We start from the raw sequence: 16,363 nt of genomic DNA, 5'->3' as shown, positions 1-16,363 counted from the left end.
ATCGAACGCAGGACAAAGGTGCCGGTTAGTGCAGAGCAATCAGTTTACGCTGCATGGACCGGCACCTAGTTTCTGCCCACACGACCATAAAAATTGAAAGGCTTGATTCTATGACATGGAAGCCAAAGTACCGTGCGGCTGCGATCGCAGTGACAGCACTTCTGGGGGCCGCGGCACTGCCGTTGGGCCTGATGGCGGGACCGGCAACGGCAGCCCCCGAAACAAGTAACGCCGTGGCAGTTCCCGAAGCCGGCTCCAATGCAGACTGGGCCAAGGCGCTCACCCCGCCCATGGGATACAACAACTGGGCGCACTACATGTGCAACATTAACGAGAAGCTCTTCAGGGACCAGGCCGACGCCATTGTGGCCAAGGGTCTGGACAAGGCCGGCTATGACACCGTCACGGTGGATGACTGCTGGATGCAAAAGGACCGGGACGCCAACGGTAACCTACAAACCCGGGCAGCCACCTTCCCCTCCGGAATGAAGGCGCTGGGGGACTATATCCACTCCAAGGGTCTCAAATTCGGCCTGTATCAGGACTCCGGAGTGGTGACGTGCTCCGGCGGTGACTACGCCGGCAGCTACGGGCACTTTGGTGCGGACATGAAATTGTTTGCCAGTTTCGGCGTGGACTACGTCAAGATGGATGGCTGCAATGTTCCTTCGGTGGCAGGGGAAACCCAGGAGGAGACCTTTAAAAGGATCTACTTCGAGGAAGCAAAGGCCATCAAAGACAGCGGCCGTCCCATGATGCTCTCCAACTCCGCTCCGGCCTACTTCTCCATCCCCGCGAAATTGCCAGCCTGGTATTCCGTCATGGACTGGTCCGGTGACATGAGCCAGCTATGGCGTGAATCCTGGGACATCGACGTCTACAACCCCGCCAACCCCAGCACCAGCCGCTGGCCGGGCATCATGCGCAACTACGACTACAACAAGCCGATCCAGCGCTTCGCCTCGGTAGGGCATTGGAACGACCCCGACTACATCATTGGCGGCAACGCCGGCGTGAGCCCCGTCGAAGGCCGGACACAGCTGTCCCTGTGGGCGATGATGGCCTCCCCACTGATCCTGAGCACTGACATCACCGCCATTCCGGACAGCTACTTGGCTGACCTCAAACATCCGGGCATGATTGCCATTGACCAGGACCCTGCCGGTATTCAGGGCACCCTGGTCAGTAGCGACGGCAAGGCCGAGGTCATGTACCGCCCCCTGGCCGACGGCACCTTTGCTGTGAGCCTGTTCAACCGCTCGGGGGCCACCGCCACTGTCAGCACGACGGCGGCCAAGCTGGGTTTTGCATCCGGCGGCAGCTATGAAGTGACAAATGTGTGGACCGGTGAAAAGAGCACCACGACGGGTGCTTTCAGCGCCTCCCTGGGCGCCCACGCCACCGAACTATTGCGCGTGAAACCGGTGTCCGGGGCCACCTTTGCTGCCCCCTCCGGGCAGATCATGGCCCCAAACGAGACCCGCTGCCTTGACGCGTCTACGGCAGCGGCCACACCCGGTGCTGCCGTGACACTGCAAAACTGCAACGGCAGCGAGGCGCAACGCTTCGTGCGCGGTGCCAACCGCAGCCTGCAGGTGTTGGGCCGGTGCGCCACCGTTGACGGGGGCGGGATCCGCGGATCCAAGCTCGTTCTGACGGATTGCACGGGAGCCGAGAGCCAAAGCATCGGCTACAAGAAGAACGGCCAGCTGATCAGCGATTCGGCGGCGCTGTGTGTGGGCACCCCGGGTGGAACCACGGCAACAGTAGACACCTGCGGGGACAATCCACTGCACCAGATCTTCTCTGTTCCCGGTGCACCCACCAGTACAGTGGACCCGCTGCCTGCCGTGCCGCCGTCGGGAACCAACTGGCTCTCGGACCTTGCCTGGACCAGTGCCTCGGTGGGTTATGGCTTCATTGGCATTGACTCCGGTGTGAAGGATTCCGCGTCCGACGCAGATGTGCCGCTAACCGCGAACTACACCAATCCAGCCACGAACAAGAAGCCGGTGTATGCCAAGGGGCTGGGTGTGCACGCTTCATCTGTCCTGAGCTACAATCTAGCCGGAAACTGCAGTGCCTTCAGCTCCGATGTTTTCATGCAGGATCCCTTCACCGGAACGGTGGTTTTCTCCGTATGGACCGACGGTGTCAAGCGCTGGACGTCCACCCCGTCGGGTGCAGGCACGGCGCCCCAAACCACCAGCCTTGACGTGTCCGGGGTGAAGACCCTGGAACTGCACGTTGATCCGCCAGCCGGTGGCAACATCAACGGCGCCCACGGTGACTGGGGTAACGCGCAGATAGTCTGTGCCGAGGCAGACACCGAACTTCCGGTGACCACGGCAACGTTCTCTGGCACGCCGTCGGCCTCCGGCTGGTACACCAGCGCCACATCGTTGACGCTGAAGGCAAGCGACAATGACAAGGTGGCCTCGAGCGAGTACCGCCTCAACGGCGGCCAATGGGCGCCTTACGCGGCCCCGGTGGCACTGCCCGAAGGTGAAAACACCGTGGGCTTCCGCTCCACCGATGCCACAGGCAATCGCGAGCAAGCCAAAACGGCGACTGTCAAGGTTGATACGCAGGTGCCTGTTGTTTCTGCCACGGTTGACGCTGATGCCCGCACCATCACGGTGAAGGCTGCTGATGCTGGTTCCGGTGTTGCTTCGGTGGAGTTCTCCACTGATGGAGGGTCCACGTGGAAGGCCTACACCGACCCCATCAAGGCAGGGGACGGTGGCGTGTCGGTGGCGTACCGTGCCACGGACAAGGCTGGTCTGGTTGCCAGCTCAACGGTTGACGCTGTGGTGGCCCCGGTTAAATCCCCGGAACCGGCGGCTGCGTCCATCTCGGCACCTGCCTCGGCAGCCGCCGGCGCGAAGGTCACCGTGACGGGCAAGAACCTGGTCGCAGGCACGTCCTACGAACTGTGGATCCGATCGGCGCCGGCAAAGATTGCAACGGTGAAGGCTGGCGACGACGGTTCGTTCTCGGTCACTGCAACGATTCCTGCAGGATTTGCGGCAGGTGCCCACGATCTGACACTTGAGACCGATGGCGCGGTTGCCGCACGCACCGCGATCATGGTCACCGCGGCAACGGTTGAGCCTCCGGTGACGGAAACACCCAACCCGGGGAACACTGCGTCACCTAAGCCGACAACCCCGGCCGGCAGCACCAACAACGCCGGCAGCAACAGCAACTCCGGTGACGGTTTGGCCAGCACCGGTGCCAAGGTGATGCTGCCTGCTGGTATTGCCCTGCTGCTTGTGCTCGGAGGTGCCGGCGCGGTCATCATCACCCGCCGCCGTCGAACATAAGAAGAGGTAAACACTCGCCGTACAGGGTGCCGGTTTACCGGAGCAGGATTACTGCCCCGTGGACCGGCGCCCTGTGTCCTCTAGGCCCATACGGTGCCGACGTCCCGGCCTATTTCGAGAGGGTCAAGGATCAGCCGGTCCGGCAAATCCGGGTGGACAGTGAGTCGGCGAACCACCGACCAGGGGCACGAAGTGCTCGATTTCCGCAACCACGCCGGCTACAACCACGGTGCGGACTATTAGGAACAAACAATACCCTCCGGAACATGTCATTCTCCCCGTGTTTCACCCTGGACCCGCCCGGCGAGTCCGGCAACGAGTACCAAAAGGCGCCCGGGGGACCTGCTCCGCCTGTCCCGCCATGCCCGCGGTGCCGGGTGCGGGAACTAGATGGGAGAATTAGGGCGTGGGACATATTGACGTTGCAAACATTGACTACTTTCTCTCCGACGGCCGGCAGCTGCTGAACGGGGTGAACTTCCGCGTCTCCGACGGCACCAAGACCGCATTGATCGGCCCCAACGGCACGGGAAAAACCACCTTGCTGCGCATCATCTGTCAGGACATCAAGCCCGACGAAGGCGTGGTCTCACGCTCGGGCAGCATGGGTGTCATGCGCCAGTTCGTGGGCCAGGTCCGCGACAACAGCACAGTCCGTGACCTGCTGCTCTCCGTCGCAGCGGAGAACATCGCCGCCGCCGGAAAGGCAGTCGACGAAGCCGAAGTGGCCATGTTGGAGCGCGACGACGAGCCAAGTCAAATGGCGTACGCGCAGGCCATCGCCGACTGGGGCGACGTTGGCGGCTACGAGATGGAAACCACCTGGGATGAGGTCACCATGGCCGCGATGGGCATGGACTTCTACACTGCCCAGTACCGCAAGGCCTCGACCCTCAGCGGAGGTGAGCAAAAGCGCCTGGTCCTGGAAGCCCTGTTCTCCGGACCCGATGAGCTCCTGCTGCTCGATGAGCCCGACAACTACCTGGATGTGCCCGGCAAGCGCTGGCTCGAAGCGAAGATGGCTGCCTCAGACAAGTCAGTGCTGTTCGTCAGCCACGACCGCGAGCTGCTGGCCAACGCCGCCGACAGGATCGTCACGCTTGAACCCGGCATCAACGGCGCCTCGAGCTGGACCCACGGCGGCGGCTTCGAGTCGTACGTCAAGGCCCGCGAGGACCGCAACGCCCGCTTTGAGGAACTGCGCAAGCGCTGGGACGAGGAGCACATCAAGCTCAAGGAACTCGTCAATATGTACAAGACCAAGGCCGCGTTCCGATCCGACATGGCCAACAGGTACCAGGCGGCCCAGAGCCGGCTGGCGCAGTTCCTTGAAAAGGGTCCGCCAGAGGCCCTGCCCATTGAGCAGAACGTGAAGATGCGGCTCAAGGGCGGGCGGACGGCCAAGCGCGCCATTGTGGCGACCAAGCTGGAACTCACTGGCTTGATGAAGCCGTTCAGCACCGAGATCTGGTTCGGCGACCGTGTGGGCGTGCTGGGCTCCAACGGCTCAGGAAAGTCGCACTTCCTGCGGCTTTTGGCTGCCGGTGGCTCGGATCCGGACAAGGAACACGAGCCAGTGTCCGACGTCGACATTGCCCATGTGCCGCACGAGGGATCCGTGAAGTTGGGTGCCCGCATCCGGCCCGGCTTCTTCGCCCAAACCCACGCCCGCCCTGACCTGCTAACGCGCACCCTGCTGGATATTTTGCACCGCGGCGACGAACACCGCTCAGGGCTGGGTCGTGAGGCCGCCGCCGGCGCCCTGGACCGCTACGGCCTGGCCGCAAGCTCCGAGCAGAAGTACGACTCCCTTTCCGGTGGCCAGCAGGCACGTTTCCAGATTCTGCTGCTCGAGCTCTCAGGCGCCACGTTGCTGCTGCTCGACGAGCCCACCGACAACCTCGACCTGCACTCCGCCGAGGCGTTGGAGAAGGCCATCGATGCCTTCGAGGGAACCGTTTTGGCCGTGACCCACGACCGTTGGTTTGCCCGTTCCTTCGATCGCTTCCTTGTTTTCGGTTCCGACGGCAAGGTGTACGAGTCCGAAGAGCCCGTCTGGGATGAAAAGCGGGTCGAGCGCGCCCGGTAGTTGTTTCTTCGGGGCTGGAACTGGGCGAACGTCTTTTGGGCAAGGCCAAAGGAGGTCGTCATGCCTATGCCGGCGGACGGACACGAAAATTCTCGGTCCCCAGGAGTTTCGCCGTCTCCCACGAGCAAGGTCCCGTCGGGCCGCTGCGTCAGCATGAGGTTCGCGCCAGGACGGCCCGGTTGATCACCATCGAAGCCGGCGGAGGGACAAGGGCCATCTGCAAAGCGCAGCGGTTCACCTCAATTGCGCGCTGACGCAGCAGTGTCCGAAGTTGCGGATCGAGGCGCCAACGATCAGGACGTCCGTGTGGAGACATGTTTTCGCACGGTTTTCCGTCTATCTACCCAACACATAAATTCGGAATTAAGGAATGCACCATGATTGAACGTGCCGTCCTTGACATGGCCGGAACAACTGTCGATGACCACGGCATTCTCTATGTGGCGCTGCAGGAATGCGTTGAGGAAACAGGCGCCCGTGACCGCCGCCAGCCTCCAGGTGGCGCTTACCACCGGCTTTGACGACGGTGTCGCCCACCAAATCCTTGACCTGCTGGGGTGGGGCGTTGGGGCGGAGCTAGAGTTGATGCAGCATCCTCGTATTGCAGCGCCTGCCCCGGCCCCCTTTCGTAAAGAGAAAACCCACCATGAACCAGCAAACGGTCCGCCGTGCGGCCATTGCCACCTTTTCGGTCTTCGCCATCAACGGCTTCATCTTTGCCAGCTGGGCGGCGCGAATCCCCGCAGTGACCCGCATTCTGGACCTGACGTCAGGTGAGATGGGACTGCTGTTGCTGACCATCGCCGCCGGATCGGTCATTGCACTGCCCCTTGCAGGATCGGTCGTGGCCCGGATCGGCACGGCTAATACCCTTCGCGTTGGCGGTTTCACCGCGGCCTTGGGCGGCCTGGTCATATCCATCGCGTTGGCGCAGCACGCAGTCCCACTAACCGCAATGGGCCTGTTCTTCTTCGGTGTGGGCATTGGCCTGTGGGACGTGTCGCAGAACATTGAGGGCGCGGACGTTGAACGGCATTTGGGCAGGACGGTCATGCCCCAGTTCCACGCCGGTTTCAGCGGCGGGGCGCTCGTTGGCGCCTTGATCGGCGCAGGCCTGTCGGCCATTGACGTCAGCATGTCGCTGCACCTTGCAGCCATCGTGGTGGCCGTCTGCGCAGCCATGGTGTTAGTGCCGCGCTTCTTCCTGCCTGAAACACCAACCAGCGGAAGCAGGGCGCCGCGGGAAGCCAGGGCCGCCACGGGCCGCAGTGCCTGGACCGAAAGCCGCACCCTGCTGGTGGGTCTTGTGGTCCTCGGCGCCGCCTTGACCGAGGGTGCCGCCAACGACTGGATCGCCAAGGCAAGCGTCGACGGGCTGGGCGCCACTGAATCGGGCGGCGCCATCATGTTTGCCGTCTTCGTGGCCTCCATGACCTTGTTCAGGTTCTTTGGCGGGAGCTTCGTCGACAATTTCGGCCGCGTGCCCGTGCTGTACGGCAGCCTGGCGTCGGCCCTCGTGGGCCTGGTCGTGTTCGTCCTGGCACCGACCATGCTGCTGGCCGGCGTGGGTGCTGTATTCTGGGGCGCCGGGGCCGCCATGGGCTTCCCGATGGGAATGTCGGCAGCCGCCGACGATCCGGTCCGGGCTGCGGCCCGTGTTTCTGTCGTCTCAACGATCGGCTACGTGGCGTTTCTTGCCGGCCCGCCGCTGCTTGGCTTCCTCGGTGACCACGTCACCATCCGGTGGGCGCTGCTCGCGATCGGCGTTGCCATCGTGGCCTCGATTCTCACTGCACCGGCTGCCAGGCCCCTGCCCGCGGCGGAGTTTGAACAAGCCGCCAGCTAATCTGTTGGCATATTCTTGTTAAGGCACTTATTTTTCACTGCAGCCCACAACAGGAGCGTGAATCCGGCGCCAAGCAGTGCCCCCGCAATCGTGTCGGAGAGCCAATGCGCGCCCAGGTACATGCGGCTGTACATCATGGCTATGCCGAGGATGACGGCGCTGATCCACATCCACAGCCTGCCAATCACGACGGCGGTCACCACGGCCGCCGCGACGGTGGCACTAACATGCCCTGACGGGTATGCACCCGAATCCACGTGCACCAGCCGGTTTTCTGGCCTGGGCCGTGCCACCAAAATCTTGATCAACTGGGTCAGCACGAGTACGCCAACGTTTGCCCCCGCGGTAAAGAATGCCAGCCGCCGGTGCCTGCGCAGCAGCACCAGGAACAGCGCCACGCTGTAGATGATCATGCCGTCGTTGCCGGCAAAGTCCAGCACACGGTTGACATCGGTGAGCCACGGCGTCCGTGAGCCGAGCATGAGTTGGTTCCAGCCGTCGTCGTACTTTTGGAACAACGGGTTGTTGTCCGACAGGAAAACCATGAGGGCGCCGGCCACGAGCAGGGCAAGGGCAGGCACGGAGGCCCACACCAGGGCTGCGCGGGACCAGTCCAACGGGCGCAGGGCGGCAGCGGCTGTGCGAGGAATTGGGGTACGAGAAGGCATCAGACCAGTCTATTGCGTGCCGGGCGGGCGGGCGCCGTTGCGCCATCATCCCTTAGGACTACCCTGGGGAAACCCTGAATCATCCATGAGGGAGACGTTTTTGCCGCGATCGTTAAGTACGGTGGTGATAGATTCGCAAGCTGGGCCGTATTCGCCCGGCAAAAGTCCAAAGGGGTGTCCACATGATCGAGGCAGTAAACTTGGCCAAGCACTACGGTGCCAAGACCGCGGTCGGCGGTGTCACATTCACCGTCAAACCCGGAATGGTGACCGGATTCCTCGGCCCGAACGGTGCCGGCAAATCCACCACCATGCGCATGATTGTGGGCCTGGACAAGCCAAGCGCCGGAACCGTGAGCGTCAACGGCAAGCCGTACGTCAAACACCACGACCCGCTGCACCAGGTGGGCGCCCTGCTCGATGCCAAGGCCGTGCACACCTCGCGCAGCGCCTACAACCACCTGCTGTCCATGGCCGCCACGCACAGCATCCCCACCAGCCGTGTCAATGAGGTCATCGACATGACGGGGCTGGCTGCCGTCGCCAAGAAGAAGGCCGGCGGTTTCTCCCTCGGCATGGGGCAGCGGCTCGGCATCGCCTCTGCACTGCTGGGGGACCCCCAGACACTGATCCTGGATGAGCCCGTCAACGGCCTGGATCCCGAAGGCGTGTTGTGGGTGCGCAACCTGGCCAAGCACCTCGCCGGCCAGGGCAAGACGGTTTTCCTGTCATCGCACCTCATGAGCGAGATGGCACTTACAGCCGATCACCTGATTGTCATCGGCCGCGGCCGGATCCTTGCCGACGCGCCCATCGCCGAAATCCTTGCCGGCACGCAGCAGGCCAAGGTCCGGGTGCGCACCTCCGAGGTCACCAGGCTGAGCCTGCTGCTGGCCGGCCAGGGTGTCACGGTTGAAAGCCCCGAGAGCGAGACCCTTGAGGTGACGGGCCTCAATGCCCGCCAGATTGCAACCGCAGCCATGGAAGGCCGCGTGCTCGTGTACGAGCTGACCCCGCTGACAACCTCCTTGGAGGAGGCATACTTCAACCTCACCAAGGACGCAGTGGAGTACCACTCGCAAGAATTTGACGGCAACGAGCCTGCACCGGCCGCTGTGAAGGGACTCTAAAGATGAGTACGACGACGATTTCCTCCCCTTCCGCTTCGGGCGGCACCGGCCTGTCCTTCGCAGGCGTGCTGCGCAGCGAATGGATCAAGTTCCGCTCCCTGCGCTCCACCCAGTTGCTGCTCGGCTTTACCTTCGTGGCCGTGGTGGGCGTTGGTGTCCTCGCCTCCTGGCTGCGCAGCATCATCGTCCAGCAGATCATGGACTTCGGCACCACTGGCCCCACCTCGCGGGGACAGGTTCCGGGCGCCCCGAAGATGACGGTTGACCAGGCAGTTGCGGCAGCAAATGCCCAGGACCTGAACATTTACGGGACCCCCATCGCCGGGCTCCAGCTGGGCATCCTGGTGCTTGGCGCCATGGCCGTGCTGCTGATCTCCTCGGAATACGGCACAGGCATGATCCGCTCCACGTTGACGGCGGTGCCCAAGCGGCTGCCGATGTTCTTCGCCAAGGCCATTGTCCTTGTGGTTGTTTCCTACGTTGTGACGCTCGTGGCGGCATTTGTCACGTTCCTGATCTCGATGCCCATCATGCACTCCTACGGGATCAACATGTCCCTTGGCATGGACGGCGTTCTGTACAGCATCTTCATGGGCGGCGTCTATGTTGCAGGTGTCTCCCTGGCCGGGCTTTCCCTGGGCACGCTTATCCGCAGCTCGGCCGGCGGCATCATCGTCCTGGTGGCGCTGTTCTTCCTGCTGCAAATCGCCACGCAGCTCCTTGGCCTGGTCCCGGGAGACTTCTGGAAGTACGTGGGCCAGTACACCCCGAGCGTTGCCGGCGGCCGCATGCTGGAAATTGGCGAGAAGGCAGCCTTCATCACACCGTTTGCTGGCGGCATGATCTTCCTGGGCTGGATTATTGTGCTGATGGTTCCCGCCATCGTTGCCCTCAAGACCCGTGACGTCTAAGACTTCCCCGGTCCCTGAAATTCATCCGGGGACCCCGCCGACCCCCACCCGCGGAGCGGCAGGCCGAAGAGTTCTCGGCCCGCCGCGGTGGTGCTAATGTTCCGTCGCGAGAAGCCCCTGGCAGTGCTGGCGATCCTGTCGGTTCTTGAACTGCTCAATGCTGCCCGGGTGCCCGACACGGGAAACATCGGCATCCGCATTTGGTTCGCCCTCTGTGCAGTGGCGGCCGCATACCGGCCCCTGCTGGGTTTCTCACTTGCCGTGATTGCCGCCCTCCCGCTGAGCGTGTACACGCTGTTCATTTGCCAATTTCCGTCCCAATTCCTGGTTGCCGACGCCCCCACGGCGGCCCGGTGGTCCAAGGCGGTCCTGCATCCGGATGAAGGCCCCTCGGCAAAAGAGGAAGCTGTGGAAGAGGCATTGGTGGAGGCGTCGCGAATCAATGTTTTGCTCGTGGACGGCCAGCCGCTGCTGCGCATGGGCTTCCGGCTGATCCTTGAGGGCGAGGACGAGCTGCACGTGGTGTACGCCTACGAAACCGGCATGGTCATCTCCAGCAATCCCGACTACTAAACGCTTCGTGGTTGAATCTAGTTATGACTTTCGTTGAGCACATCCTTGACCTTCGCGACTTCATCGAGGCATCGCCGTCGAGCTTTCATGCGGCCCGGGAAACCGGGAAGCGGCTTGCGGCCGCAGGGTTCACCCAGCTTGGGGAAAAGGCGCAGTGGCCCACGCACGGCAAGTTCTTCGTGATCCGCGACGGCGCCATCATCGCCTGGATCGTGCCCGAAAATGCGACGGCCACCACGGGCTACAACATTCTTGGCGCGCACACCGATTCGCCGTCGTTCAAGCTCAAGCCGAAGCCCACCACCGGCCGGTTTGGCTGGCTGCAGGCAGGTGTCGAGATTTACGGCGGGCCCCTGATCAATTCCTGGCTGGACCGTGAACTGCAGTTCGCCGGCCGCCTGGTGGACCTGGACGGCACCGAGACGCTCGTGGCGACAGGGGCGCTGCTGCGCTTCCCGCAACTTGCCATCCACCTTGACCGGTCAAGCAATGACGGCCTCAAGCTGGACAAGCAACAGCACATGAACCCCATCTGGGGACAGGGTAATCCCTCCGACGAGGACCTGCTGGGTCTGCTTGCGGACCGTGCCGGCGTGGACGCAGCGACCATCGGCGGATACGACATCGTGGTTGCCGACACCCAGCCGGGCCAGGTCTTCGGCGCCAACGGTGAGTTCTTTGCCGCTGGCCGTATGGACAATCTGACCTCGGTCCACGCTGGCGTCGTGGCGCTCATTGCGGCCGCCGAAGGAGCGTTGGAGGCCGGATCCGGCGCCGTGATTCCCGTCCTGGCCGCCTTCGACCACGAGGAAATCGGCTCGGGTTCACGCTCGGGTGCGTGCGGGCCCATCCTGGAAGACGTCCTGACCCGGGTGTCTGACGGGTTGGGCGCAACGCAGAGTGAACGCCGTCGTGCGTTCGCCGCGTCCCTGTGCATCTCGGCGGATGCCGGGCACGCCGTCCACCCCAACTACTCCGAACGGCATGACCCGGCGAACCTTCCCGTGCTCAACGGCGGCCCGTTGCTGAAGATCAATGCCAATCAGCGCTACGCCACCGACGGTGTGGGTGCGGCCATCTGGGCAGGGCTCTGCGCCACCGCCGGCTCGCCGTACCAGGAGTTCGTCTCCAATAACAACGTCCCGTGCGGGTCCACGATCGGCCCGCTGACGGCAACACGGCTGGGCATCAGGACCCTGGACGTGGGCACGCCGCTGCTGTCAATGCATTCGGCGAGGGAGCTGTGCGGCACTGCCGATCCGTTTCACCTTGCACGCATTGCCCGGACGTTCTTCGCCGAGCCCATCAAGAGCTTCAGTTAAGACGCGAGGCTGACCACCAGGTTGATGGTTGTGGCGAGGATTCCTGTGCCGAAAACAAAGGCGAGCAGGCTGTGCCGCAGCGCCACCGACCGCATGGCTCGGGTAGTGATGCTCGTGTCGGAGACTTGGTAGGTCATGCCGACGCTGAAGGCCATGTAGGCAATGTCCGTGTACTGGGGCGGCTCTTTTTGGTTGAAGGAGATGCCGCCCGGCTCGCCCGCATAGTAGGTCTGCGTGTACCGCAGCGTGTACAGGGTGTGGACCAGGAGCCAGGACATGGCCGAACACGTCAGGGCCAGCAGTGCCAGCAGGAACCTTGCCAGCCCGTGGACGTCCTTGCTGCCCACCATCACGAGCACGACGGCGGCCAGGGAACCCAGCGCGGCCAGCAGGATCAGCAGGTCCGAAATTCTCCGGCCGGGATCCTCCTCCACCGCGTGGGTGGCCGTGCGGTCGGCGTCCATGGGGGCGATCTGGAACCACACTGAGGCGTTGTACAGTAGCGCCGCGACTGTCCAGCCCACGGCCGGGGAATATACCCACGCGCCCAGCAGCCCGGTCAGCACGGCCGCAATGGCGCCGTACAAAACCATTCCAATCATGCGCAATCGCCTGTGCTGCATCCGGGTAGATCCCACGGTGTTCATCATGTTGCGATCATGCCACGCCGGCGCCTTCACTGGCGGCAGCCGCGCCAGCGGTCACGTCCCGGTATGGGTTGCACAGCCCGATGAAGGCGCCCAGCTCTGCCATGCCTTCCGGCCGGCCGGGCATGAAGTCAGTCAGCCTCGGGGAGCGGATGATGACCGCCCGCCACTGCCCGCGGGAAACGGCGACGTTGATGCGGTTCCTGTTCAGCAAGAACTCCATGCCGCGGGGCGCCCCCGTGGGGTCGGCGCAGGCCATTGTCACCAGGACGACGGGGGCTTCCTGGCCCTGGAACTTATCCACGGTGCCCACCCTGACCCCTGACAGACCGGCGGCTTCAAGGGCCGTCCGCACCAGGTGCACCTGGGCGTTGTAGGCGGCAACCACCAAAATATCGTCCTGTTCCAAGGGGCGCGGAGCCTTGCCTTCCCCCGGCGTCCAGAGCAGCCCGAGGTGCGCCCGAGCCTGGCTGATGACCTCGGCTGCTTCCTCGGGAGAGGACTGCTTGTTGTCCTTCCCGCTGCCCGGTTCCTGGGCCACGAGGACGGCCTCCACACCCGGCGCCCTGCCCGCAAGGTGGCGTTGGGCCGCGGCCGGTGCCGACTGCAGCTCGCCGTCGTAGCTCAAGCTTGAAACGGCAGCACACAACTTAGGATGCATGCGCCATGAATCGGCAAGAAAGTAGCCCATGTCCTTCGGCAGGGTTGCATGCCCGGCGGACAGCCAGCCCAGCGCGGATCCATCGACAGGCACCGGGTGGGAGCCCTGCGTCACCTGGGGCAACTGCTGCGGATCGCCCAGCAGCAGCAGGCGCTTGGCTGACTGTGCCACGGCCAGGGTGTTGGCCAGCGAATACTGCCCGGCCTCGTCAATGACCAGCACGTCAAGGGATCCGGCAGGCACATTGGCGCCCGTCATGGTCCACGCGGTGCCGCCGATCAGCGCGCCCCCCTCCCCGCCGAGGAGCTTGCCGAATTGCTTGTCGTCGGTGATTTCCCACGGGACATCGTGCGGCGCGGCGAGCTTCTTGCCCACCCGCTGCGGATCCACGCCGGCCTTTTCAACGGCGGCGCGCAGCATGTTCTCCACCACAGCGTGCGACTGTCCCACCACGCCAATTTTCCAGCCCAGGTCCACCAGGTTCGCAATGACGTGGGAGCCCACATGGGTCTTGCCTGTGCCGGGCGGGCCCTGGACGGCGAGGTAGGACTGGTCCAAGTCCTGCACGGCGGCCGTGATGGCGCCAATGTAGTCGTGCTCCTGGGTGCTGTGCCCGTCGCTGTGCACGACGGCGGACGGCAGGGATCCGCCGCTTGCCAATCGCGGGTTGGCTTTGCGCAGGATGTCGATGCCGGGGTGCCGCGGAAGGTGCTCCAGATTGCCGCCCACGGTGTCGGCCAGGGCGGCAAGCGCCTCGCGGATGCTCTTTGTGGCGATTGGCTTGTCGGGAGTCAGGGCCATGGGGTGCTGGCTGTAGGCAGGGACCTTCGTGGTGGACTTCTCGGTCACCACCAGCGTCGTCAGCTCCGGGGTAGTTGGGTCCGAGATGTCCTCGGCGACTGTGATGTTGAACAGGCCACCGCGCTGTGCGGGGGTCCCTGAACCGTCGGCGCCTTCGTCCATGCCCTCGGGCAGCGGGCCGTCAAACATGCCAAACCACGACGTGCCGGGGCGGAAATCCGAGCCCTCGGTGGCTGTCCCCGTGATTTTCAGGGTCCGGGTTTCGGTCCTGGCCCGGGGTGTCGCCTTCGCCCAGTCCTCGAGCACTTCCGAATGGTGGATGACGAGCATGTTCCGCTCCTCGGCCCATGACTGCGGTCCCTTCTCCAGCCTGTCAAAGTGGCCCCACCAGAACTGCTTGTCCTCGCGGCGGTGGTAGCTGGCCGCGGCAGACACCATGGCGATGGCGTTCTCATCGGGGGTGATCCGGTGGTCCCTGTCGGCGTACAGGCCGCCTATGAACGCATCCAGTTTCGCCTCTCCGGGGGTGGGTTCATAGCTGCTTGCCCTCTGCTTGGCGTCCTCTGTTGTGAGTAGCTTCCCGCTGCCTTCAGTCCATCCATTGACCACCCTTGCCGCCTTGATTTCCAGCAGCCAGTCGCGCAGGCGCAGGGTGGAGAGGCAGTCGTATTCGTTGTAGGCGGAGATGGACGCCAGGATTTCCTCCGCCGTGGCGGCCTTGGCAGTGTCCCCGGCCAGTCCGGCGTCGCGCGCGGCGCAGTAGTCCGCATAGGCAATCACGGAGGCGCCTGCATTCGTCACATCACCCACCCGGGCGGAGGGCATGTAGAACGGCTCAAGCTTCTTGATGGAGTACGACGCCTCGGATATGCGCACTGACTGGCGCACCGTGTCCAGCAGGTCAACGAGCAGGCCGCTGCGCAGCCAGTCGTCAACGGTTTCCTCGGCAGCCTTGTCGCCGTGCAGGATGGCCAGGTTGCGCAGGGCCGACTTCTCATAGGGGGCGTAGTGGTAGACATGCATGTCGGGGTGTTCGGCGCGCCGGGCCTGAACGTAGGCGAGGAAGCCAAGGAACGCGTGGCGTTCCCCGGCCCGGGAATGGGCCCAAAACGGCACGAACACCTCAGCTGCATCCGCGGGCCCCCCCGGCACGGGAGCCTCGATTGAGCCGAACAGGTACTCGAGACCCCACTTAGTGTCATCGTCGGGGTCCTGCCAGAGGGGGTCGCCCTCAAAGTCAAAGAAGATGTCACCGGGACTTGGCGACGGCAGTGTGCTGACCGTGCCAAGGACCTTGTAGCTGACCTGGTGCGCGTCGGCACCCTCGCCCACGACGGCCGTGCCGTCGGCAGTCTCCAGGCCCAGCTGCATCCGGGCCTGGTCCCGCAGGCGCTCCAACGGACCCTTGGCCCGCCCTGCCGGCAGGTTCGCCAGACCGTCAATGGTGGCGACGCCGTCGGCCATGAGCTTTCGCCGCTGCGAACTCGTCATGCCGTTCACCAGCAGCAGGTCCCGATGTTCTTGGACCTGCCCTGCACAGTAGTCACAGCGCCCGCAGTAGCCGACGCCTTCCTGCAGCCACGTGACGGGCAGCGGCTGCGCCCTGTGCGCGCCCGTCAGCGCAAGGAAGTTGTCCCGGCGTTCGGCGAACACGGGCAGCAGGTCCGCCATGGGGTGCTCGCTTTCCTTGCGATCACCTAACTTCAGTGTGGTTGTGGGTGCCACGGGAATATTGTATTTGTGCAGCTGGTCCCCGTAAGCCGCAAGTTGCAGCAGTGCGCTGACCTTTGCGTGGCGGGCCAGCTTGGTGTCGTGGACGGCGTAGGAACCATCTTCCTGGCGCACGAGGAAGTCGGCGAAACCCACCAGGGACCCGTCGAAGAAGGTCGCCTGAAAAACGACGTCGGCCCCGATCCGCAGCGCCTGAAGGGTTTCCTCGCGCTTGGCCTCAAGGCCCGCCCACGTCAGCTGCCCGCGCTCAACGTGCTTGACGCCCTTGCCGGTGGACCTGTCCCACTCGCCAAATTCGGCTGTGTATTCGTGCAGGATTTTGTGCTCGAAGGCGTCGCCCAACCCTGCCGCCCGCTCCAGCATGGCGTCCCTGCCAAAGCCCGGCTTGCCGGTCCGGCCCAGCTTCTCATCCAGGATCCGCAGCGTTTTGTACTGGCACTCGCTGGCCGTCACGAGGTCGGATGCCGAAAAAATCAGCCGTGCCTCTCCTTCGGGGGAGTCAAGCAAAAACATGTCAGTGCCTTCCGTGCGGGATGGGTCCAGCACCTTGAATCTAGCAAGTGGCACCGACAATGGCTTTCCCGGCGGGCTGGCCTGGACCTGCCGGCGCCGCGGAGCCGGTGCGCCATTTCGCCTGAACTGGCCCAACCCGCCAGAC

10 protein-coding genes and 1 pseudogene are annotated in these 16,363 nt (G+C 63.9%); 8 read left to right on the top strand and 3 right to left on the bottom strand.

Annotated features, from left to right (window positions below):
- Positions 1-110: 110 nt before the first annotated feature.
- From AAGW05_RS05290 to AAGW05_RS05275, 4 genes are all read left to right on the top strand, one after another.
- Positions 111-3,326 (top strand): NPCBM/NEW2 domain-containing protein, encoded by a 3,216-nt coding sequence (locus AAGW05_RS05290; RefSeq protein ID WP_411803430.1) that lies wholly within the window; start codon positions 111-113, stop codon positions 3,324-3,326.
- Positions 3,327-3,732: 406 nt separating this feature from the next.
- A complete protein-coding gene (locus AAGW05_RS05285) occupies positions 3,733-5,415 on the top strand; it encodes an ABC-F family ATP-binding cassette domain-containing protein (protein WP_411803429.1) in 1,683 nt (560 codons plus the stop codon).
- 377 nt (positions 5,416-5,792) lie between these two features.
- On the top strand, positions 5,793-5,936 hold the full coding sequence (locus AAGW05_RS05280) for a hypothetical protein (protein ID WP_411803428.1): 144 nt from the start codon (positions 5,793-5,795) through the stop codon (positions 5,934-5,936).
- A gap of 125 nt (positions 5,937-6,061) precedes the next feature.
- Positions 6,062-7,261, top strand: a complete 1,200-nt coding sequence (locus AAGW05_RS05275) for an MFS transporter (protein ID WP_411803427.1) — start codon at positions 6,062-6,064, stop codon at positions 7,259-7,261.
- On the opposite strand, the gene AAGW05_RS05270 is transcribed toward AAGW05_RS05275, so the two are convergent.
- Positions 7,258-7,929, bottom strand: coding sequence for a phosphatase PAP2 family protein (locus AAGW05_RS05270; RefSeq protein WP_411803426.1), 672 nt, complete (start codon positions 7,927-7,929; stop codon positions 7,258-7,260). The two genes, AAGW05_RS05275 and AAGW05_RS05270, sit on opposite strands and share 4 nt — an antisense overlap.
- A 182-nt stretch (positions 7,930-8,111) precedes the next feature.
- Between AAGW05_RS05270 and AAGW05_RS05265 the strand changes: the two genes are divergently transcribed.
- The 4 genes and pseudogenes from AAGW05_RS05265 to AAGW05_RS05250 all read left to right on the top strand — a co-directional run bounded on the left by AAGW05_RS05265 (position 8,112) and on the right by AAGW05_RS05250 (position 11,865).
- A complete protein-coding gene (locus tag AAGW05_RS05265) occupies positions 8,112-9,059 on the top strand; it encodes an ABC transporter ATP-binding protein (protein ID WP_411803425.1) in 948 nt (315 codons plus the stop codon).
- Positions 9,060-9,061: 2 nt separating this feature from the next.
- A complete protein-coding gene (locus AAGW05_RS05260) occupies positions 9,062-9,970 on the top strand; it encodes an ABC transporter permease (protein WP_411803424.1) in 909 nt (302 codons plus the stop codon).
- A 423-nt stretch (positions 9,971-10,393) separates the two neighbouring features.
- Positions 10,394-10,495: pseudogene (locus tag AAGW05_RS05255) on the top strand (DNA-binding response regulator); the annotation flags it as partial.
- Between the two features lie 71 nt (positions 10,496-10,566).
- The gene (locus tag AAGW05_RS05250) at positions 10,567-11,865 is read left to right on the top strand and encodes a M18 family aminopeptidase (protein ID WP_411803423.1); all 1,299 of its coding nucleotides are present in this window, start codon (positions 10,567-10,569) and stop codon (positions 11,863-11,865) included.
- On the opposite strand, the gene AAGW05_RS05245 is transcribed toward AAGW05_RS05250, so the two are convergent.
- Together AAGW05_RS05245 and AAGW05_RS05240 are read right to left on the bottom strand one after the other, a co-directional pair.
- Positions 11,862-12,467, bottom strand: a complete 606-nt coding sequence (locus tag AAGW05_RS05245) for a DUF1345 domain-containing protein (protein WP_411803422.1) — start codon at positions 12,465-12,467, stop codon at positions 11,862-11,864. The genes AAGW05_RS05250 and AAGW05_RS05245 overlap by 4 nt on opposite strands.
- A gap of 55 nt (positions 12,468-12,522) precedes the next feature.
- Positions 12,523-16,218: a TM0106 family RecB-like putative nuclease gene (locus AAGW05_RS05240; protein WP_411803421.1), complete on the bottom strand. Its 3,696-nt coding sequence runs from the start codon at positions 16,216-16,218 to the stop codon at positions 12,523-12,525.
- Between the last annotated feature and the right edge of the window lie 145 nt (positions 16,219-16,363).

The organism is Arthrobacter sp. LAPM80, assembly GCF_046736435.1.
Taxonomy (GTDB): domain Bacteria; phylum Actinomycetota; class Actinomycetes; order Actinomycetales; family Micrococcaceae; genus Specibacter.
The sequence above is the reverse complement of the archived record's forward strand: the minus strand, read 5'-3'. Positions and strand labels throughout refer to the sequence as shown.